General features: G+C 64.0%; 11 protein-coding genes and 1 pseudogene. 3 read left to right on the forward strand and 9 right to left on the reverse strand.

Translation table 11 applies throughout. The annotated features are described in order from the left end of the window. Positions 1-76 precede the first annotated feature (76 nt). The 3 genes from AUJ55_09265 to AUJ55_09275 are packed head-to-tail and all read right to left on the reverse strand — an operon-like array spanning position 77 to position 1,660. Positions 77-466, reverse strand: a complete 390-nt coding sequence (locus tag AUJ55_09265; protein ID OIO56005.1) for a glyoxalase — start codon at positions 464-466, stop codon at positions 77-79. Between the two features lie 33 nt (positions 467-499). Further along, positions 500-955: a hypothetical protein gene (locus AUJ55_09270; GenBank protein OIO56014.1), complete on the reverse strand. Its 456-nt coding sequence runs from the start codon at positions 953-955 to the stop codon at positions 500-502. Between the two features lie 45 nt (positions 956-1,000). Then, positions 1,001-1,660 carry a deaminase gene (locus AUJ55_09275; GenBank protein ID OIO56006.1) on the reverse strand — a complete coding sequence of 220 codons (660 nt, stop codon included), beginning with the start codon at positions 1,658-1,660 and terminating at the stop codon, positions 1,001-1,003. A 440-nt stretch (positions 1,661-2,100) separates the two neighbouring features. Between AUJ55_09275 and AUJ55_09280 the strand changes: the two genes are divergently transcribed. Continuing rightward, entirely contained in the window at positions 2,101-3,717 is a 1,617-nt protein-coding gene (locus tag AUJ55_09280; GenBank protein OIO56007.1) for a hypothetical protein, read from the forward strand. Positions 3,718-4,222: 505 nt separating this feature from the next. On the opposite strand, the gene AUJ55_09285 is transcribed toward AUJ55_09280, so the two are convergent. The 3 genes from AUJ55_09285 to AUJ55_09295 all read right to left on the reverse strand — a co-directional run bounded on the left by AUJ55_09285 (position 4,223) and on the right by AUJ55_09295 (position 8,187). Continuing rightward, positions 4,223-5,647 carry a sodium:solute symporter gene (locus AUJ55_09285; protein OIO56008.1) on the reverse strand — a complete coding sequence of 475 codons (1,425 nt, stop codon included), beginning with the start codon at positions 5,645-5,647 and terminating at the stop codon, positions 4,223-4,225. Between the two features lie 1,104 nt (positions 5,648-6,751). Beyond that, the gene (locus tag AUJ55_09290) at positions 6,752-7,459 is read right to left on the reverse strand and encodes a Crp/Fnr family transcriptional regulator (GenBank protein ID OIO56009.1); all 708 of its coding nucleotides are present in this window, start codon (positions 7,457-7,459) and stop codon (positions 6,752-6,754) included. Continuing rightward, entirely contained in the window at positions 7,456-8,187 is a 732-nt protein-coding gene (locus tag AUJ55_09295; GenBank protein OIO56015.1) for a tRNA threonylcarbamoyladenosine dehydratase, read from the reverse strand. Before AUJ55_09295 ends, AUJ55_09290 begins: the two co-directional genes overlap by 4 nt. A 182-nt stretch (positions 8,188-8,369) precedes the next feature. Between AUJ55_09295 and AUJ55_09300 the strand changes: the two genes are divergently transcribed. Both AUJ55_09300 and AUJ55_09305 read left to right on the forward strand, forming a co-directional pair. Continuing rightward, complete coding sequence (locus AUJ55_09300; GenBank protein OIO56010.1) at positions 8,370-8,927, forward strand: hypothetical protein; 558 nt, start codon at positions 8,370-8,372, stop codon at positions 8,925-8,927. A gap of 121 nt (positions 8,928-9,048) precedes the next feature. After that, positions 9,049-9,552: a hypothetical protein gene (locus AUJ55_09305; protein ID OIO56011.1), complete on the forward strand. Its 504-nt coding sequence runs from the start codon at positions 9,049-9,051 to the stop codon at positions 9,550-9,552. A 119-nt stretch (positions 9,553-9,671) separates the two neighbouring features. On the opposite strand, the pseudogene AUJ55_09310 reads toward AUJ55_09305, so the two are convergent. The 3 genes and pseudogenes from AUJ55_09310 to AUJ55_09320 all read right to left on the reverse strand — a co-directional run bounded on the left by AUJ55_09310 (position 9,672) and on the right by AUJ55_09320 (position 12,866). Continuing rightward, positions 9,672-10,438, reverse strand: a pseudogene (locus tag AUJ55_09310) (hypothetical protein). Further along, entirely contained in the window at positions 10,435-12,435 is a 2,001-nt protein-coding gene (locus tag AUJ55_09315; protein OIO56012.1) for a hypothetical protein, read from the reverse strand. Before AUJ55_09315 ends, AUJ55_09310 begins: the two are co-directional and overlap by 4 nt. Next, positions 12,432-12,866 carry a hypothetical protein gene (locus AUJ55_09320; protein OIO56013.1) on the reverse strand — a complete coding sequence of 145 codons (435 nt, stop codon included), beginning with the start codon at positions 12,864-12,866 and terminating at the stop codon, positions 12,432-12,434. The genes AUJ55_09315 and AUJ55_09320 overlap by 4 nt, the downstream gene beginning before the upstream one ends. Between the last annotated feature and the right edge of the window lie 24 nt (positions 12,867-12,890).

A 12,890-nucleotide genomic window follows, 5' to 3' on the forward strand; every position in this document is an offset into this window, starting at 1 on the left:
CGATTACCCGCCGGCGCACGACTGCATGGATGCAGGAGGTAGAGCAATGCAGGAGCAATTGCCGAGTAGGACGATCTCAAGTCCGACAGACTCCTAGGATGCTGACCCGGTTGCCCTCGGTATCAAAAAACGAAACGTAGAGCCCCACGCCGGGGATTGGCATCGGCTCCCCCAGCACCTTGCCCCCGGCGGCGGTTACCTTGGCCATTGCCTGCTCAATATCGCCCACCCCAATCACCACCGAGGGGACCTGGGCGGGCATAGCGGGGTCTTTCGGGAACAGGCCGCCGTTGATTCCCCCGCTGGGCGCCCCCGGTTGGGCCTGCCCCTCGACGGTGGTGGCCAGCACATACCCCCCCATTTCCTCCCCCAGCGCCTGCATCTTCCAGCCGAAGGCCTGCTCGTAAAAGGCGATGGCGCGGGCGGCATCTTCATACGGCATTTCAAAATGGACGACGGGATTCATGGTGTTTCCTCCTGGCTTGAAAGGGGATGAGGATCAAGAACTGCGGCGCAGCAGCGCCGCCATGCGCTCCATGGTTTCGCGGACGCCCGGTTCGCAATTGGTAGCCAGCATGGCGTCGCGGTTGGCCAGCGCTTGAAAGGCGGTATGGCCGATGTACCGGGTTTGATGGCCAACCGCCTCGAAACGGTGGGTGTCGAGGGCCACATGGTCGGGGGCGCCGCCGTATTCGAAGGTTGAAACCAGCAAGTGGGGCGGGGCGACGGTGTGGTAGACCCCGCGAAAACGGTGGATCCCCCCCCTGGGATCGCGCTGTTCGATGGACCACTGCCCCCCCGGCCGCACCTCCATGGTTTCGACCGTGGTGGTCAAATAGGCGGGCCCCCACCACGCGGGAACTGCGGCGGGATCGGTCCAGGCGGCAAAAACCCGATCCACCGGGGCGTCGAAAAGGTAGCCGACCGTGAAGACCAATTGCCCTTCTGGGGCGATGAATTCGAATGAGGATGAGGGCATAGGGGGCGCCTTCTGGGTGTGTTATGGACCCTTTTGCAGGACGACATGGGTGGCGTTGGGGGAGGGATGGTGCTCGGTGCAGGCAAAGCCGAGGGCGGGCAGGTCGATGCCGTTCAGCAGCGCCTCCCCCCGGCCGAGCAAAACCGGGGAGATGGCCAGGTGCATCCGGTCGATCAGCCCCGCTTGCAGATACTGACGGATCGTGGCGATGCCGCCGCCGATCCGCACGTCTTTGTCTGCGGCCGCCTGCCGAGCCTGATCCAAGGCGGCGTGGATCCCCTCGGTGACGAAATAAAAGGTGGTCCCCCCCGCCATGACCAGCGGCTCGCGGGGGTGGTGGGTGAGGACGAAGACCGGTGTGTGATAGGGGGGCTCGTTGCCCCACCACCCTTTCCAGCGCTCGTCGGGCCAGGGACCGCGGATCGGACCGAACATGTTGCGCCCCAGGATCCAGGCGCCGAGGTTGTCAAACCCCCGTGCGGCAAAGTCGTCGTCGACCCCGGTGGTGCCGTCGCCGGCCGCTCCGTTATCGCCGTGCATCCGCATGAAGGTGCGGGTCGGGAAGACCCAGCGGTGCAGCTCCATCCCCCCTTCCCCCAGTGGGTTTTCGAGGCTTTGGTTTGGCCCGGCGCCAAAGCCGTCGATGGAGATGGAAAAACTATCGACCCGAAGTTTTGACATGGCAGCCCCCTTTTGGCGACACGATACAACCATTGATGATGGAGTTTGAAGCCGATGACCACCCGTTAAGGAAGCGCTGATTCAAGGCTCCTGCCTCTTAATCAGCACGCTACGCAACAACCAACAGTTTTTGCTTCGCTTTCAAAATCAGCAGAGCTTCGGCGACTTAGATCGCCTCCTACGTTCCTGATATTGGCGACCCATCCCTGGGTCGCTCGGAAGCGCCATTCAATCAGCGCTGCCTTAACGACCCCGCAGGTCTCTGTTTGGGGCAGGGCGCAAGGTTGGTCCATCCGCCTATTCCACGATGGGGGGAGGAGACAAAAGGTTCGCTCGGGGTCCGATCCCACCCACGGCCAGGTCGTGCCGGGTGGCCGAACCGCCCTGAATCGGGTAGAACCTCCCCCCTTTTTGTACCCCAAAAACCCAGGAGGAATCTCATGGAGATCGCGCTCGTCCTTATCGCCGGATTGTTGTTCGGGGTTGCTGTCGCCTGGTCGGTCTTGCGCGGGGGGCGAGAGCAGGGGATCGCGCAAGGGCGCGCCGAGGGGCAAGGTGAAATCGCCACCCTGGCCGAGCGTCTGCGTCGGGCGGAGGAGGATCTCCAGCGGGAACGGGAACAAACCAGGCGCTGGGAGGGGGAGTTGGGGGCAGCCCAGGCGGAGCTCGATACGGTGCGGGACGAGCGGGCCCGGTTGCAGGAGCGGGCGGCCCGGATCGCCCCCTTGGAGCAGGAGTGCGACACCCTCAAGGCGGCGCTGGAAGAGGCACGGGGGCAGGCCGTCCGTTTGACCCGAAGCGAGGCCGAGAGGGGCAAGGCGCTGGAGGGAGCGGTGGAGCAGACCGCCGAGGTGCGGCAGGCGCTCGAACAGGAACGGGAAAAAACCGAGGCCCTACAGCGGGAAACCCGGCATCTATCGACCCGGATCGGCGAACTCGAAACCCTGTTGAAGCAGGAACGGACCCAAGCGCAAGAGAAACTCGATCTGCTGCATCAGGCCGAGCAGAAACTCAGCGATCAATTCAAGAACCTCGCCAACGAAATCCTCGACGAGAAATCCAAGAAATTCACCGAGCAGAACCAAAGCAACTTGGGGGCGCTGCTGGGCCCTCTGCGCGAGCAGATCGAGGGGTTCAAAACCAAGGTCGAGCAGACCTACCAGCAAGAGGCACGCGAGCGTCATTCGCTCAAGGATCAGATCGAACTGCTGGCCAAGGGGAGCGCCAAGATCTCGGAAGAGGCGATCAATCTGGTCAACGCGCTCAAGGGCAACGCCAAAACCCAGGGTAACTGGGGCGAGATGATGCTCGAACAGGTGCTCGACAGCTCCGGGCTGCGCAAGGGGCAGGAGTACGAGGTGCAGGTCAGCGTCAGCGACGAGGAGGGGCGACGGCAGCAGCCCGACGTGGTGGTCAACCTGCCCGAGGGCAAGCGGATTGTTATCGATGCCAAGGTCTCGCTCATCGCCTACGAACGCTTCGCCAACGCCGACAGCGAGGAGGATCGCCAAACGGCGCTCAAGGAGCACATCGTCTCTTTGCGTGCCCACATCAAGGGGCTTTCGGGCAAGGAGTACCAAAAGCGTTTCGGCGCCCAATCCCCCGATTTTGTGCTGATGTTCATCCCCATCGAACCGGCCTTCATGGCCGCCACCACCGGCGACCGCGATCTGTTTCAAGAGGCGTGGTCGCTCAACATCGTGCTGGTCAGCCCCAGCACCCTGCTTGCCATGCTGCGCACCATCGCCAGCGTCTGGCGCCAAGAAAACCAGAACCTCAACGCCCAGAAGATCGCCGAGCGGGGGGCAGAGCTGTACGACCGGCTGGTGGGGTTCGTGACCGATTTAGAGAAGGTCGGCGCCCGGATCCGCGACGCCCAGAACGTTTTCGATGAGGCCCACAAAAAACTGGCGACCGGGAGGGGCAACGTCATCCGCCAGGCCGAGATGCTCAAAGAGTTGGGGGTCAAGCCGAGCAAGGTGCTGCCGGTGGCGATGGTCGAACAGGCCGAGATGGGGGCGGGGCAGGGGCAACTGGCGGGGCCGGAGGCGGGGTAAGGGTGATTCTCTTGCCCTTGTTTTGCTTGGTGCGGCGGGGGTCGAACGGCTCGCCCTTCGACAAGCTCAGGGTGAGCGGTTGTTGCTGAAGCAGCTTCCACCCCAACCCTCTCCCCGGTGCCGGGGAGAGGGGGCAAAGGCGGGGCAGTCCGGGCGTCGGCTGGCTTTACACCCCCTCGCCCCCCTATAGGGGGAGAGGGCTGGGGTGAGGGGGCGGCCCTGCGGGGGTGCGGGTTGTTTTTGAGGAGGCGGCGATACGTGCGCTGGCCGAGTGGCCCCTGTTGCCCCTCTGCACCACCCCTCACCCCGGTGCTGGGGAGAGGGGGCAAAGGCGGGGCAGTCCGGGCGTCGGCTGGCTTTACGCCCCCTCGCCCCCCAGAGGGAGAGGGCTGGGGTGAGGGGGCGGCCCTGCGGGGCGTGCGGGTTGTTTTTGAGGAGGCGGCGATACGTGCGCTGGCCGAGTGGCCCCTGTTGCCCCCCACCTCCACCGGAGGCGGGTGCTTGATTAGCCCGCAACCGTCCGTTTCGGCCAAAGCGATCCCACCACCATCCCAAGGACACTCATCAAAAACCCGGCAAACTGGGGCGGCATCAGACCTTCACCCTCGGGGGCGATGAACTCCATGGGGATCCAGGTCGCCACCCCGAAGGCAATCGCCATCACCGCCCCCAAGGTGTTGGCCCGCTTCCAGTAGATCCCGGCGATCAGAGGGGTGAAGGCCATCACCAGGGTCACCTTGTAGGCGTTCTCGACCATGGTGTGGATGGTGGTCTCAGACTCCAGCGCCCACAGGGCGTAGAGGGTTACCGCGACGGCGAAGCAGCCCACGACGATGCGGGTCATGATCAAAAACTGCGCGTCGCTCAAGTGGGCGAAACGTTGTTTGAGAAGGTTTTCAGAGATCATCACCGAGGGGGCCAGCAGGGTTCCCGAGGCGGTCGACATAATCACCGAGAGCAGCGCCCCGAAAAAGATCACCTGGGCCAGCAGCGGTAGATGCCCCATCACCAGGGCAGGGAGAATCTGCTGGGTGTCCTCCTCCATCAAGCGGGCGACCATGTCGGGGTCGATCAAGACGGCGGCGTAGGTCATGAACATCGGTACCGCCGCAAACACAAAGTAGGCGATTCCCCCCCAGACGGTCCCCCACACCGCAATCTTCTCGCTTTTGGCCGAGTTGGCCCGCTGGAAAACATCTTGTTGCGGCACCGAGCCGAACCCCATCGTCAAAATGCCCGAGATGAAGGCCAGCATCGCCACTGCGTTGAGTTCGGGCCAGAAGGCAAATTTGCCTGCATCCCAGGCGTGACTCACAACCGGCCCCACCCCGCCACTCAGATCGCTGACCATGATGGCGATCCAGAACAGCCCGATGACGATCACCACCATCTGCACGAAGGTGGTCAGCGCCACCGACCACATACCGCCGTAAATCGTGTACATCGTCACCACCGCCGCCCCGATCAAAATCCCTTGCACCTGGGTGATCGCCCCATCCGACAAGATGCTGAAGACCAGCCCCAGCGCCGTCACCTGGGCCGAGACCCAGCCCAGGTACGACAAGGTGATGGCGATGGAGACCACCACCTCGACCGGACGGTTGAACTTGGCCCGGTAGAAGTCGCCGATGGTCATCAGATTCATGCGGTACAGGGGGCGGGCGATGAAGAGGCCGAAGAGGATCAAACACAGCGAGGCGCCGAAGGGATCGGAGAGGAGTCCCGAAAGCCCCTCGTCGACGAAGGTGGCCGGGATCCCCAGCACCGTCTCGGCCCCGAACCAGGTGGCGAAGACCATCGCCACCACCACCGCCATGGGCAGGCTGCGCCCGGTGGTGACGTAGTCGCGGGCGTTGTGGACCCGGGTGGCGGCGTAGATGCCAACTCCGATCGAGAGGACGAGGTACAGCACCACGAAACCAATGAGCATGGATCAGCCCCGAAACAAGGTGAATTGGGTGGCGGATGGGGGCACATCTTAGCGGCAGAAATTGGGGGAAGGGGAGAGGCGCAGGCAAAAAAACCCCTGCCGCTAAGAGGAGGTAAGCGGCAGGGGTGGGGTCGGCATCAAGGCGAGGGGATTGCCTCGATGCCGAGACGGAGCCCAGCCCGCAGGGGAGTGTCCGCCCCCCCGTAGGTGCCGGTGCTGCGGTTCGCACGACCGGAGGCCCTCGCCCCGGCGTCGCGATTCCCAAAGTAAGAACGGACAACAAGTGCCACGACGCAGGAAGAACCTGGGGGATTCTGCCTGCGGGGTTCATGGACGGGGGAAGGTTACGAAGGGGGGGCGGGGGGCGCATTGACAATTCGCAATGCGTCGCCGGTGTTGCCCCCCTTATGGAGGCGCTTTTTCGGCCGCACATAGAAGGGGTATGGGTTCAACACCTCCCCCATACCCCAGAGCGCCCCCCAACCGAGCCTTCGATCCAACAACTCGGCGTCGCTTCGGTGACAGAAATCGCTTCCCACAGGCAAGGTTGGTCAGGCGGGGTTGTTTTTTGTGGGGGCGGTCCCCGACCGCGATGGCAGGGCACCTTGCAACCGGCGAGAAGGGCGCCCATCCGAAGGTCGAGGCAGCGCAAGCAGCGGCCACGATGTACCAAAGGAAGCGCTGATTTAACAGTGATTCCGAGCGACCCAGGGATGGGTCGCCAAAATAGCGCTGTCGTAGGAGGCGACCCCGAACGCTGTCGTAGGAGGCGACCCCGTCGCCGAAGAAGCTCTGCTTTTGGTTTTTGCGTCGCGTGCCGATTCAAGGCAGGAGCCTTTCATCAGCGTTTCCCAAACGGGAGTGCTCAAGGGCACCTCTAAAAACCGTCGCGAGCGGCCCAGCCAAAAGTAGGCGCCTTGAGGGCGATGCAAGGCGCAGGTCGCGCAGCGACCCCGAAGCAGGAGCGAAGGGGCGACGCTGCAAGCGACCCGCAGGGTGGCCGATAGGATTCGGTCATGACCGAGGCATATCGTTGAATATGTTGAGGGAGCGAGCACCGCGCAACGCAGCAGATGGGCCGCGCAGTAGGTTTTTAAGGTGCCCTCAGGCGACCGAATTGGCGACCGCTTGCAGCCCATCCCGGTCGCAGGTCGGCGCGCCGGGGTTGCCGCGCAGCAGTCCCCCCCGCTTGAATTCGGCGATCACCCGGCTGGCGGTTTCGGTGGTGATCCCCAGCATCGCCCCCATGTCTTCGCGGCTGAACAGGGTGCAGGGGGACTGCGCCCCCGTATCGCTCAACCGCAGCAGCAGCCGGGCAACCCGGGCGCGGGCGGGGCCGGTCGAAAGCTCGGTGAGCCAAGCATCGGCCTGACTCAGGGCGCGGTGCCAGCGGGTGAGCAACGCCCGGTGCAGACGGGGGCTTTCTCTGTCGAGCCGCTCGATCACGGCGCGGGGCAGGCGGCAGACCTTGGTTTCGTGCAGGCAGATGGCGGTGTGGGCGTAGGGCTGCCCCAACAGCGCCTCCATCCCCGCCACGTCGCCGCTTTGAAGCAGCCGGACGATCCGGGTGGTGCCGTCGGCCAGGGTTTGCTCCAGCTTCACCAACCCCTGCCGCACCGTGAACAGCGCCTCCCCCGCCTGCCCATCTAGGTATAGAGGGGACTGGGGGGGAAAGGTCAGGTCGTCGATGGGCAGGTGAATCAACGAGAACTCCTCCTCCTTGAGCCCTGCAAACAACACCGACTCGCGCACCGAGCAGGTGCGGCAGTCGGCGGCGCCGTTCCAGGCTACCTGAATCGGAAAGGGTTTCATCGGCTCGCGGGGGCCTTCCCCAGCAGTCGGCGGGTTACCTCGCCGGCCAGGGTCAGGCCGAACAAAGGGGGCATGTAGCTGACCGTGCCGTTGACAGCTCGGGGCCGCCCATAACTCACCGGTTCCGGGGGGAGCGGCGGGGCCGGGGGCTCGGTTGAAAACACGGTCAGCACCCCCCGTCCCACCCCGCGTCGTTTGGCCCGACCGCGCATGTGGCGAGCCAAAGGGCAGATCGAAGTGTCGAACAGATCGCCGACCTGAATCCGGGTCGGGTCGACCTTCCCCCCCGCCCCCATGCTCGACGCCACAGGGATCCCCATGCCGTAGGCAAGGGCGACCAACGCCACCTTGCTGTTGAGCGAATCGATGGCATCCACCACGTAGTCGTAGCCGGTGGCAAGTTCGGTGGCCATCTCCTCTTCGCGCAAGAAATCGGCGATGGGATTCAGGTCGATTGCTGGGTTGATATCGCGGATACGCTCGGCCATCACCTCCACCTTCTTGCGCCCCAAGGTCGAGTTCATGGCGTGGAGCTGCCGATTGGCGTTCGAGGCCGAAATCGTGTCGTGATCGGCGATGGAAAGCCGCCCAATCCCCATCCGGGCCAGCGCCTCGGCGCAGTAAGAGCCAACCCCTCCCAGCCCCACCACCAGCACCCGGGCGGCACGCAAACGTCCGATCCCCTCGTCGCCGACGATGATGTGGGTCCGTTCGTAGAGGGGGGGCATAGAGGTGGTCATGAGGTGGTTCCCGTGGGCAAAAAAAGGGGGGAGAGGAAATCATAATCGCGCAGGCTGTTCGGCCAACCCCGTTGGTCGCGGGGTCATGGCGGCGCCACAAAGGCGGCACATTATCCCCGGCGCAGTTCTCAGGGGGAATCCATACCGATCTTATCGGGAGAGACATCATCATGGAAAAACGGCATATCGTTTTGGCCCTACGCGACGCCAAGAAGGCGCACATGCGCTGGGTCATGTTGGCCCAGGCATTGACCGAGGGGGTTCCTGTCGAGAAGAAATTCGTGCCCATGGAGCCCGACGCCTGCGATTTTGGGCGCTGGTACCACGGCGAGGGGCTGCTGCTGATGGGGTTTGCCGAATATGGCGAGATCAAATCCCCTCACGTGGCGCTCCATCACCTCTATCAAGAGATCTTCGAGCTGCTGTTCGGACGCGATCATAAAAGCTGGGCGGCCCGCCTGCTGTCCCCCAATGCCCTTAACCGACACAACATGGAGGCGGCTCAGGCGCTCATGTCTGAATTGCGCCGTATCTCGGGGGAGTTGATCGATCGGCTCAACCGGCTCGAACGCCGGGTGCTGACTCTGAGCGCCGAGGAGTGGGCCACCCTGGGTTCCGGTTGGGATAGCCCCATGGCCCACGTCAGCGCGGCCAGAAATCGTCGCGACGAAGCCCGCCGCAGCGCCCCGTTCGTTGGTTGTGCGATGGAATCGCCGACGGCGGGTTAATTCTTGTTCATGAATGACATGAGTCACAAAAAAGAGACCGTAAAGGTCTAGCGTAGCGACCATGCAGGGAGGGGGCGTGGATTGGCATTTTGAGGTCCGGTGGGACCAAAGGAGGTGGGTGATGGACAAGCGTGAGGCATTGCAGGCGGTGAAAGAGGCCAAGCGGCGGTATTTGCTCTGGGCGGGCCGGGTTGAGGCGATGCTGGAGGGGTTTGGGGACGAGGAGGTCCACGAGCATCCGGTTGTGTTTCAGCGCTGGCAGAGTCAAATGGGCAAGGTGCTGCACCATTTCGAGGAATTCAAAGCGCTCGAAACCGCCCATCTACAGGCACACGACCTGTTCCATGAGATCCACACCCTGCTTTCCGGACAAAGCGCCAAAGGGTGGGCGCAGCGGCTGCTTTCGTTCGGGGGGCAGCGCAGTGAGCCAGGGGCTTCGCCCCAGGATCTTCTGGCCGGTTTCAAACAACAGGCCGCCTTGGTGCTCGACCACCTCAATCGGCTCGAACGGCGTTTGTTGGTCATTCGCGATGCCGAGTGGGAGGCGCGGCAAAACGGCACATGGGGACGGCCGGTTCGGCGCGAACTCGATCCTGCCGATTGGGCGGTGATTACCCTGCATTGAGGTTGGGCATCGATTCAAAAAAAAGCGGGTGAGTGAAAGCTCACCCGCTTTTTTTGTGTCACCCAGGGGGTCCTTGGGAAGCGCTCATCGATCAGCGCTAAGACCGACGGTATCGCCTTTTAAGCCAGATGCAGCAATCGCCGGGCATTGGCGCTGGTCGCCTCGGCCACAGCATCCCGACTTATGCCCCGCAAATCGGCCACAATTTGGGCGATGTTGGGCAGGTTGGAGCTCTGGTTGCGCTTTGGGTCCGCACCAGCAAGGGGGATGTCGGGGGCGTCGGTCTCCAGCACGAGGCTTTCAAGGGGTAGGTCGGCCACCAAGCCCCTTAAATGCCGGGCCCTGTCGAAGGTCACTGCCCCCCCACCCCGAAGCAAAACCCCAAATCTTGATAATGCTGGGCCTGCTGCTCCGAGCCATTGAAGGCGTGCACGATGCCACCTCGGGGGACCGGATGGCGACGCAGCGCCCAGAGCACCCGGTCGTGGGCTTTGCGGGCGTGGATCAACACCGGTAAATCGAAGCGGCGGGCTAGGTCGAGCTGGGCGATGAAGGCGTTGAGCTGACGGGCAAAATCGTGATTGGTGGTCAGGAAGTCCAGCCCGATCTCCCCGATGGCGACCGCCGGTTCTTGTTGCAACCACCCCTCTAGCGCTTGGATGTGTTCCTGCCAGTGTTCGTCCAAATACAGGGGGTGCAGGCCGTAGGCCGGCTTTAAATCGGGATTGGCAGCGCACAAATCGCGGATCGGCTGCCAGGTTGCCTCCGTCACGGCGGGGATAACCTGCAATCCAACCCCGGCGGCGCGGGCTGCATGAAGGACCGCCTCGCGGTCGGGATCAAACTCGGCAGCGTCGAGGTGGCAGTGGGTGTCGATGAGGGTCACGTTGTGGGTTCCTGGAGTCCGTTGATCCGTAAAGCGCGGCAACGCTGCTGAAATGCCTTCATCTCGTCGGGATGAGGATCGGGGGCAAAGCGTAGCCGCTGATATTGCAGCGCTAGCGGCACAAGTCCACCGCTTTGGACCACCACCCAAGGCTCGACCCGGCGACAAAACGTCTCCACCCCCTCGCCAGGTAGCCGTTGGATGCCCAACTTAGCCAGCCGTTGCTCCACCTTGGCAAAGGCGGCCACCACCGGATCAAGCCCTGGTCGGCGCAGATGCAGCAGCGAAAACCAGCCCAAAAAGAGGGCAACGCCCACCCCCATGCCGACCGCCAGTCCCTGCCAGGTCTCCCCCAACCACCCCACCTTGCGCAGGAGCGATGCCTGCAATTCGGGGCCGAAGCCGATGACCCACTGATTCCAACCGTTGTTCAAGCTGTCCCAGCCCAAGCGCAGATTTTCGATCAATCGTTCCCCGAGCCCCCCCGCCAGGGCGTCGCGCAGGGCGGCCATACGTTCGGCGGGATCGAGACCCGCCAGGGCATCCAAATCGCCCAACGCCCCCATCCCCAGCTCGATCCGTTCGGGGGAGACGGTGGCGGTGGGGTCAACCCGCTCCCAGCCCGAGTTTTTCGTCCAGACCTCGACCCAGGCGTGGGCGTCGCGTTGACGCACGATCAGGTAGTTCCCCAGCGGGTTGAATTCCCCCCCCTGGTAACCGACGACCAGTCGCGCCGGAATCCCCGCCGAGCGCATCAGCACCGCAAAGGCGGTGGCGAAGTGTTCGCAAAAACCCCGCTTTTGCTCGAAAAGAAACTGCCGCACCGGATCCTCGATCATGATCGGCGGATTCAAGGTGTAGACGAAGGGCTGGCTGCGCAGCCAGTCGAGCCCTGCCTGTACCACCCCGTGGTCGTCGTCGGGATGTTGACGCCGCCAAGAGGCGGCCAGGGCGCTGACCTGGGGATCGGGGGGGGGCAGCGCCAGGCTGGCGCTGCGCTGTTCTGCATCGAGGGGGGTCGGCTTGGGGTCAAGCCGGGAGGTTACGTTGTAACGCAGCCGCTCGCTCAAGGGGCGGCGCAGCCACAGGGTTTCGTGGGGGTCGAGGTTGGCGTCGCCGGAGGCGACCGCCCGGTCGAGTCCTGGTAGCCAGCGTTGATTGTCGGGCTCCAGGGTGATGGTTTGAGAAATCCCCTGCTCCACCCCCGTTGTTTGTGGGGCCAATTTGGGGGGGAGCGCTCGCCAGGTCACCCCATCGGTCTGATCGAGCACGATGGTACGAAAATAAAGCTGGTTGCCGGGGGGCTTGGCGCCGTCGAACGCGACCCTAAAGGCGATGGCATCCGATAGCGCCAAGGTGCTGACGTCGCCGGGGGCAACCTCTTCCGATAGGCCACTGCTCGCCGAACTTGAGGAGGGAACCCCCCACAAGGGACCCGACAGGCGGGGGAACAGCAGAAAGAGGATCAAGGCCAGCGGCAGCGCCTGCCCCATCAGGGTCAGCCCTTGGCGCAGCATGGGACGAAGGTCGAGGGGATCCGACCGCTCCAGGGCGAGCCAGGCGATCAGCAAGGTGAGCAGTTGCACCGCCATGAGGGCAAAGGTGGGCAGCGACTGACTTTTAAGAAATTGCAAACTGACCAGAAAAAGCCCTAAAAACAGCGGCAGATGGCTCTCCTCGCGGTGGGGACTCTCCATCAACCGCAGGGCGATCATCACCAGCAGCAGCGCCACCCCGCCGGTCAAGCCGCCAATTCCCACCCCGCCCCAGATCAGCAGCAGCGCGATGCCGCCGAGCAAAGAGATCCAGTGGCGGTTGGGCAGTGGGCGGTGATGGGTTGCGAACCAAAAACGCCAGCCCAACAACGCCAGAAAGGCCAGCGTCGCCGCTATGGGAATGCGGGCAAAATGGGGGGCGGCGGCCAGAGTCAGGGCCAGGGCGATTAGCCCCATGCGCGCCCCGTCGAGGGGCTGGCCGGTGGTCGGCTGGGCGCTCATGACCGGGCCTGCGGCGAAGTACGGCGCCACTGTGGGGTTGCGTCGCGCAGGTCGCTTTGACCAAAGCGGGCCAGCGCCGCCAGGGCGCTTAGGGCGTGCCCCTCACCCTGGCCGACCGGCAAGTCGATCCCCGGCAGCTTGAGGGCGAAGGGGCGGCCCAGCGCCTCGCAATCGAGGATCCAGCGGCACAGCCTGGAGAGCCGGGCTTCATCCTCGTGCTCGTGCAGTTGCCCCCAATCAAGCAACACCGGCCCCGATTCCCCCTGCGCCTCACCCTCGAAGAGTTTGGTTTGCATCCCGTGCCCCCGCGCCACCCCTTTCCAGTGAACCCGGCGCAGGCTGTCGCCCGCCTGATAGGGGCGGATTCCGGCGAATTCCTCCTCCCCCCGCCCGCTGCCACTGCCTTGCAACGCCCCCTCTCCCGGCTCCATGCCGGGGGGGAGGGGGCTGGGGTC

The organism is Proteobacteria bacterium CG1_02_64_396, from assembly GCA_001872725.1.
GTDB lineage: Bacteria > Pseudomonadota > MNWR01 > CG1-02-64-396 > CG1-02-64-396 > CG1-02-64-396.

Bases quoted from the DNA above. Each gene is read 5' to 3' on its own strand.
- AUJ55_09265 (OIO56005.1), bottom strand. From the start codon at position 466: ATGAATCCCGTCGTCCATTTTGAAATGCCGTATGAAGATGCCGCCCGC.
- AUJ55_09275 (OIO56006.1), bottom strand. From the start codon at position 1,660: ATGTCAAAACTTCGGGTCGATAGTTTTTCCATCTCCATCGACGGCTTT.
- AUJ55_09280 (OIO56007.1), top strand. From the start codon at position 2,101: ATGGAGATCGCGCTCGTCCTTATCGCCGGATTGTTGTTCGGGGTTGCT.
- AUJ55_09285 (OIO56008.1), bottom strand. From the start codon at position 5,647: ATGCTCATTGGTTTCGTGGTGCTGTACCTCGTCCTCTCGATCGGAGTT.
- AUJ55_09290 (OIO56009.1), bottom strand. From the start codon at position 7,459: ATGAAACCCTTTCCGATTCAGGTAGCCTGGAACGGCGCCGCCGACTGC.
- AUJ55_09295 (OIO56015.1), bottom strand. From the start codon at position 8,187: ATGCCCCCCCTCTACGAACGGACCCACATCATCGTCGGCGACGAGGGG.
- AUJ55_09300 (OIO56010.1), top strand. From the start codon at position 8,370: ATGGAAAAACGGCATATCGTTTTGGCCCTACGCGACGCCAAGAAGGCG.
- AUJ55_09305 (OIO56011.1), top strand. From the start codon at position 9,049: ATGGACAAGCGTGAGGCATTGCAGGCGGTGAAAGAGGCCAAGCGGCGG.
- AUJ55_09315 (OIO56012.1), bottom strand. From the start codon at position 12,435: ATGAGCGCCCAGCCGACCACCGGCCAGCCCCTCGACGGGGCGCGCATG.
- AUJ55_09320 (OIO56013.1), bottom strand. From the start codon at position 12,866: ATGGAGCCGGGAGAGGGGGCGTTGCAAGGCAGTGGCAGCGGGCGGGGG.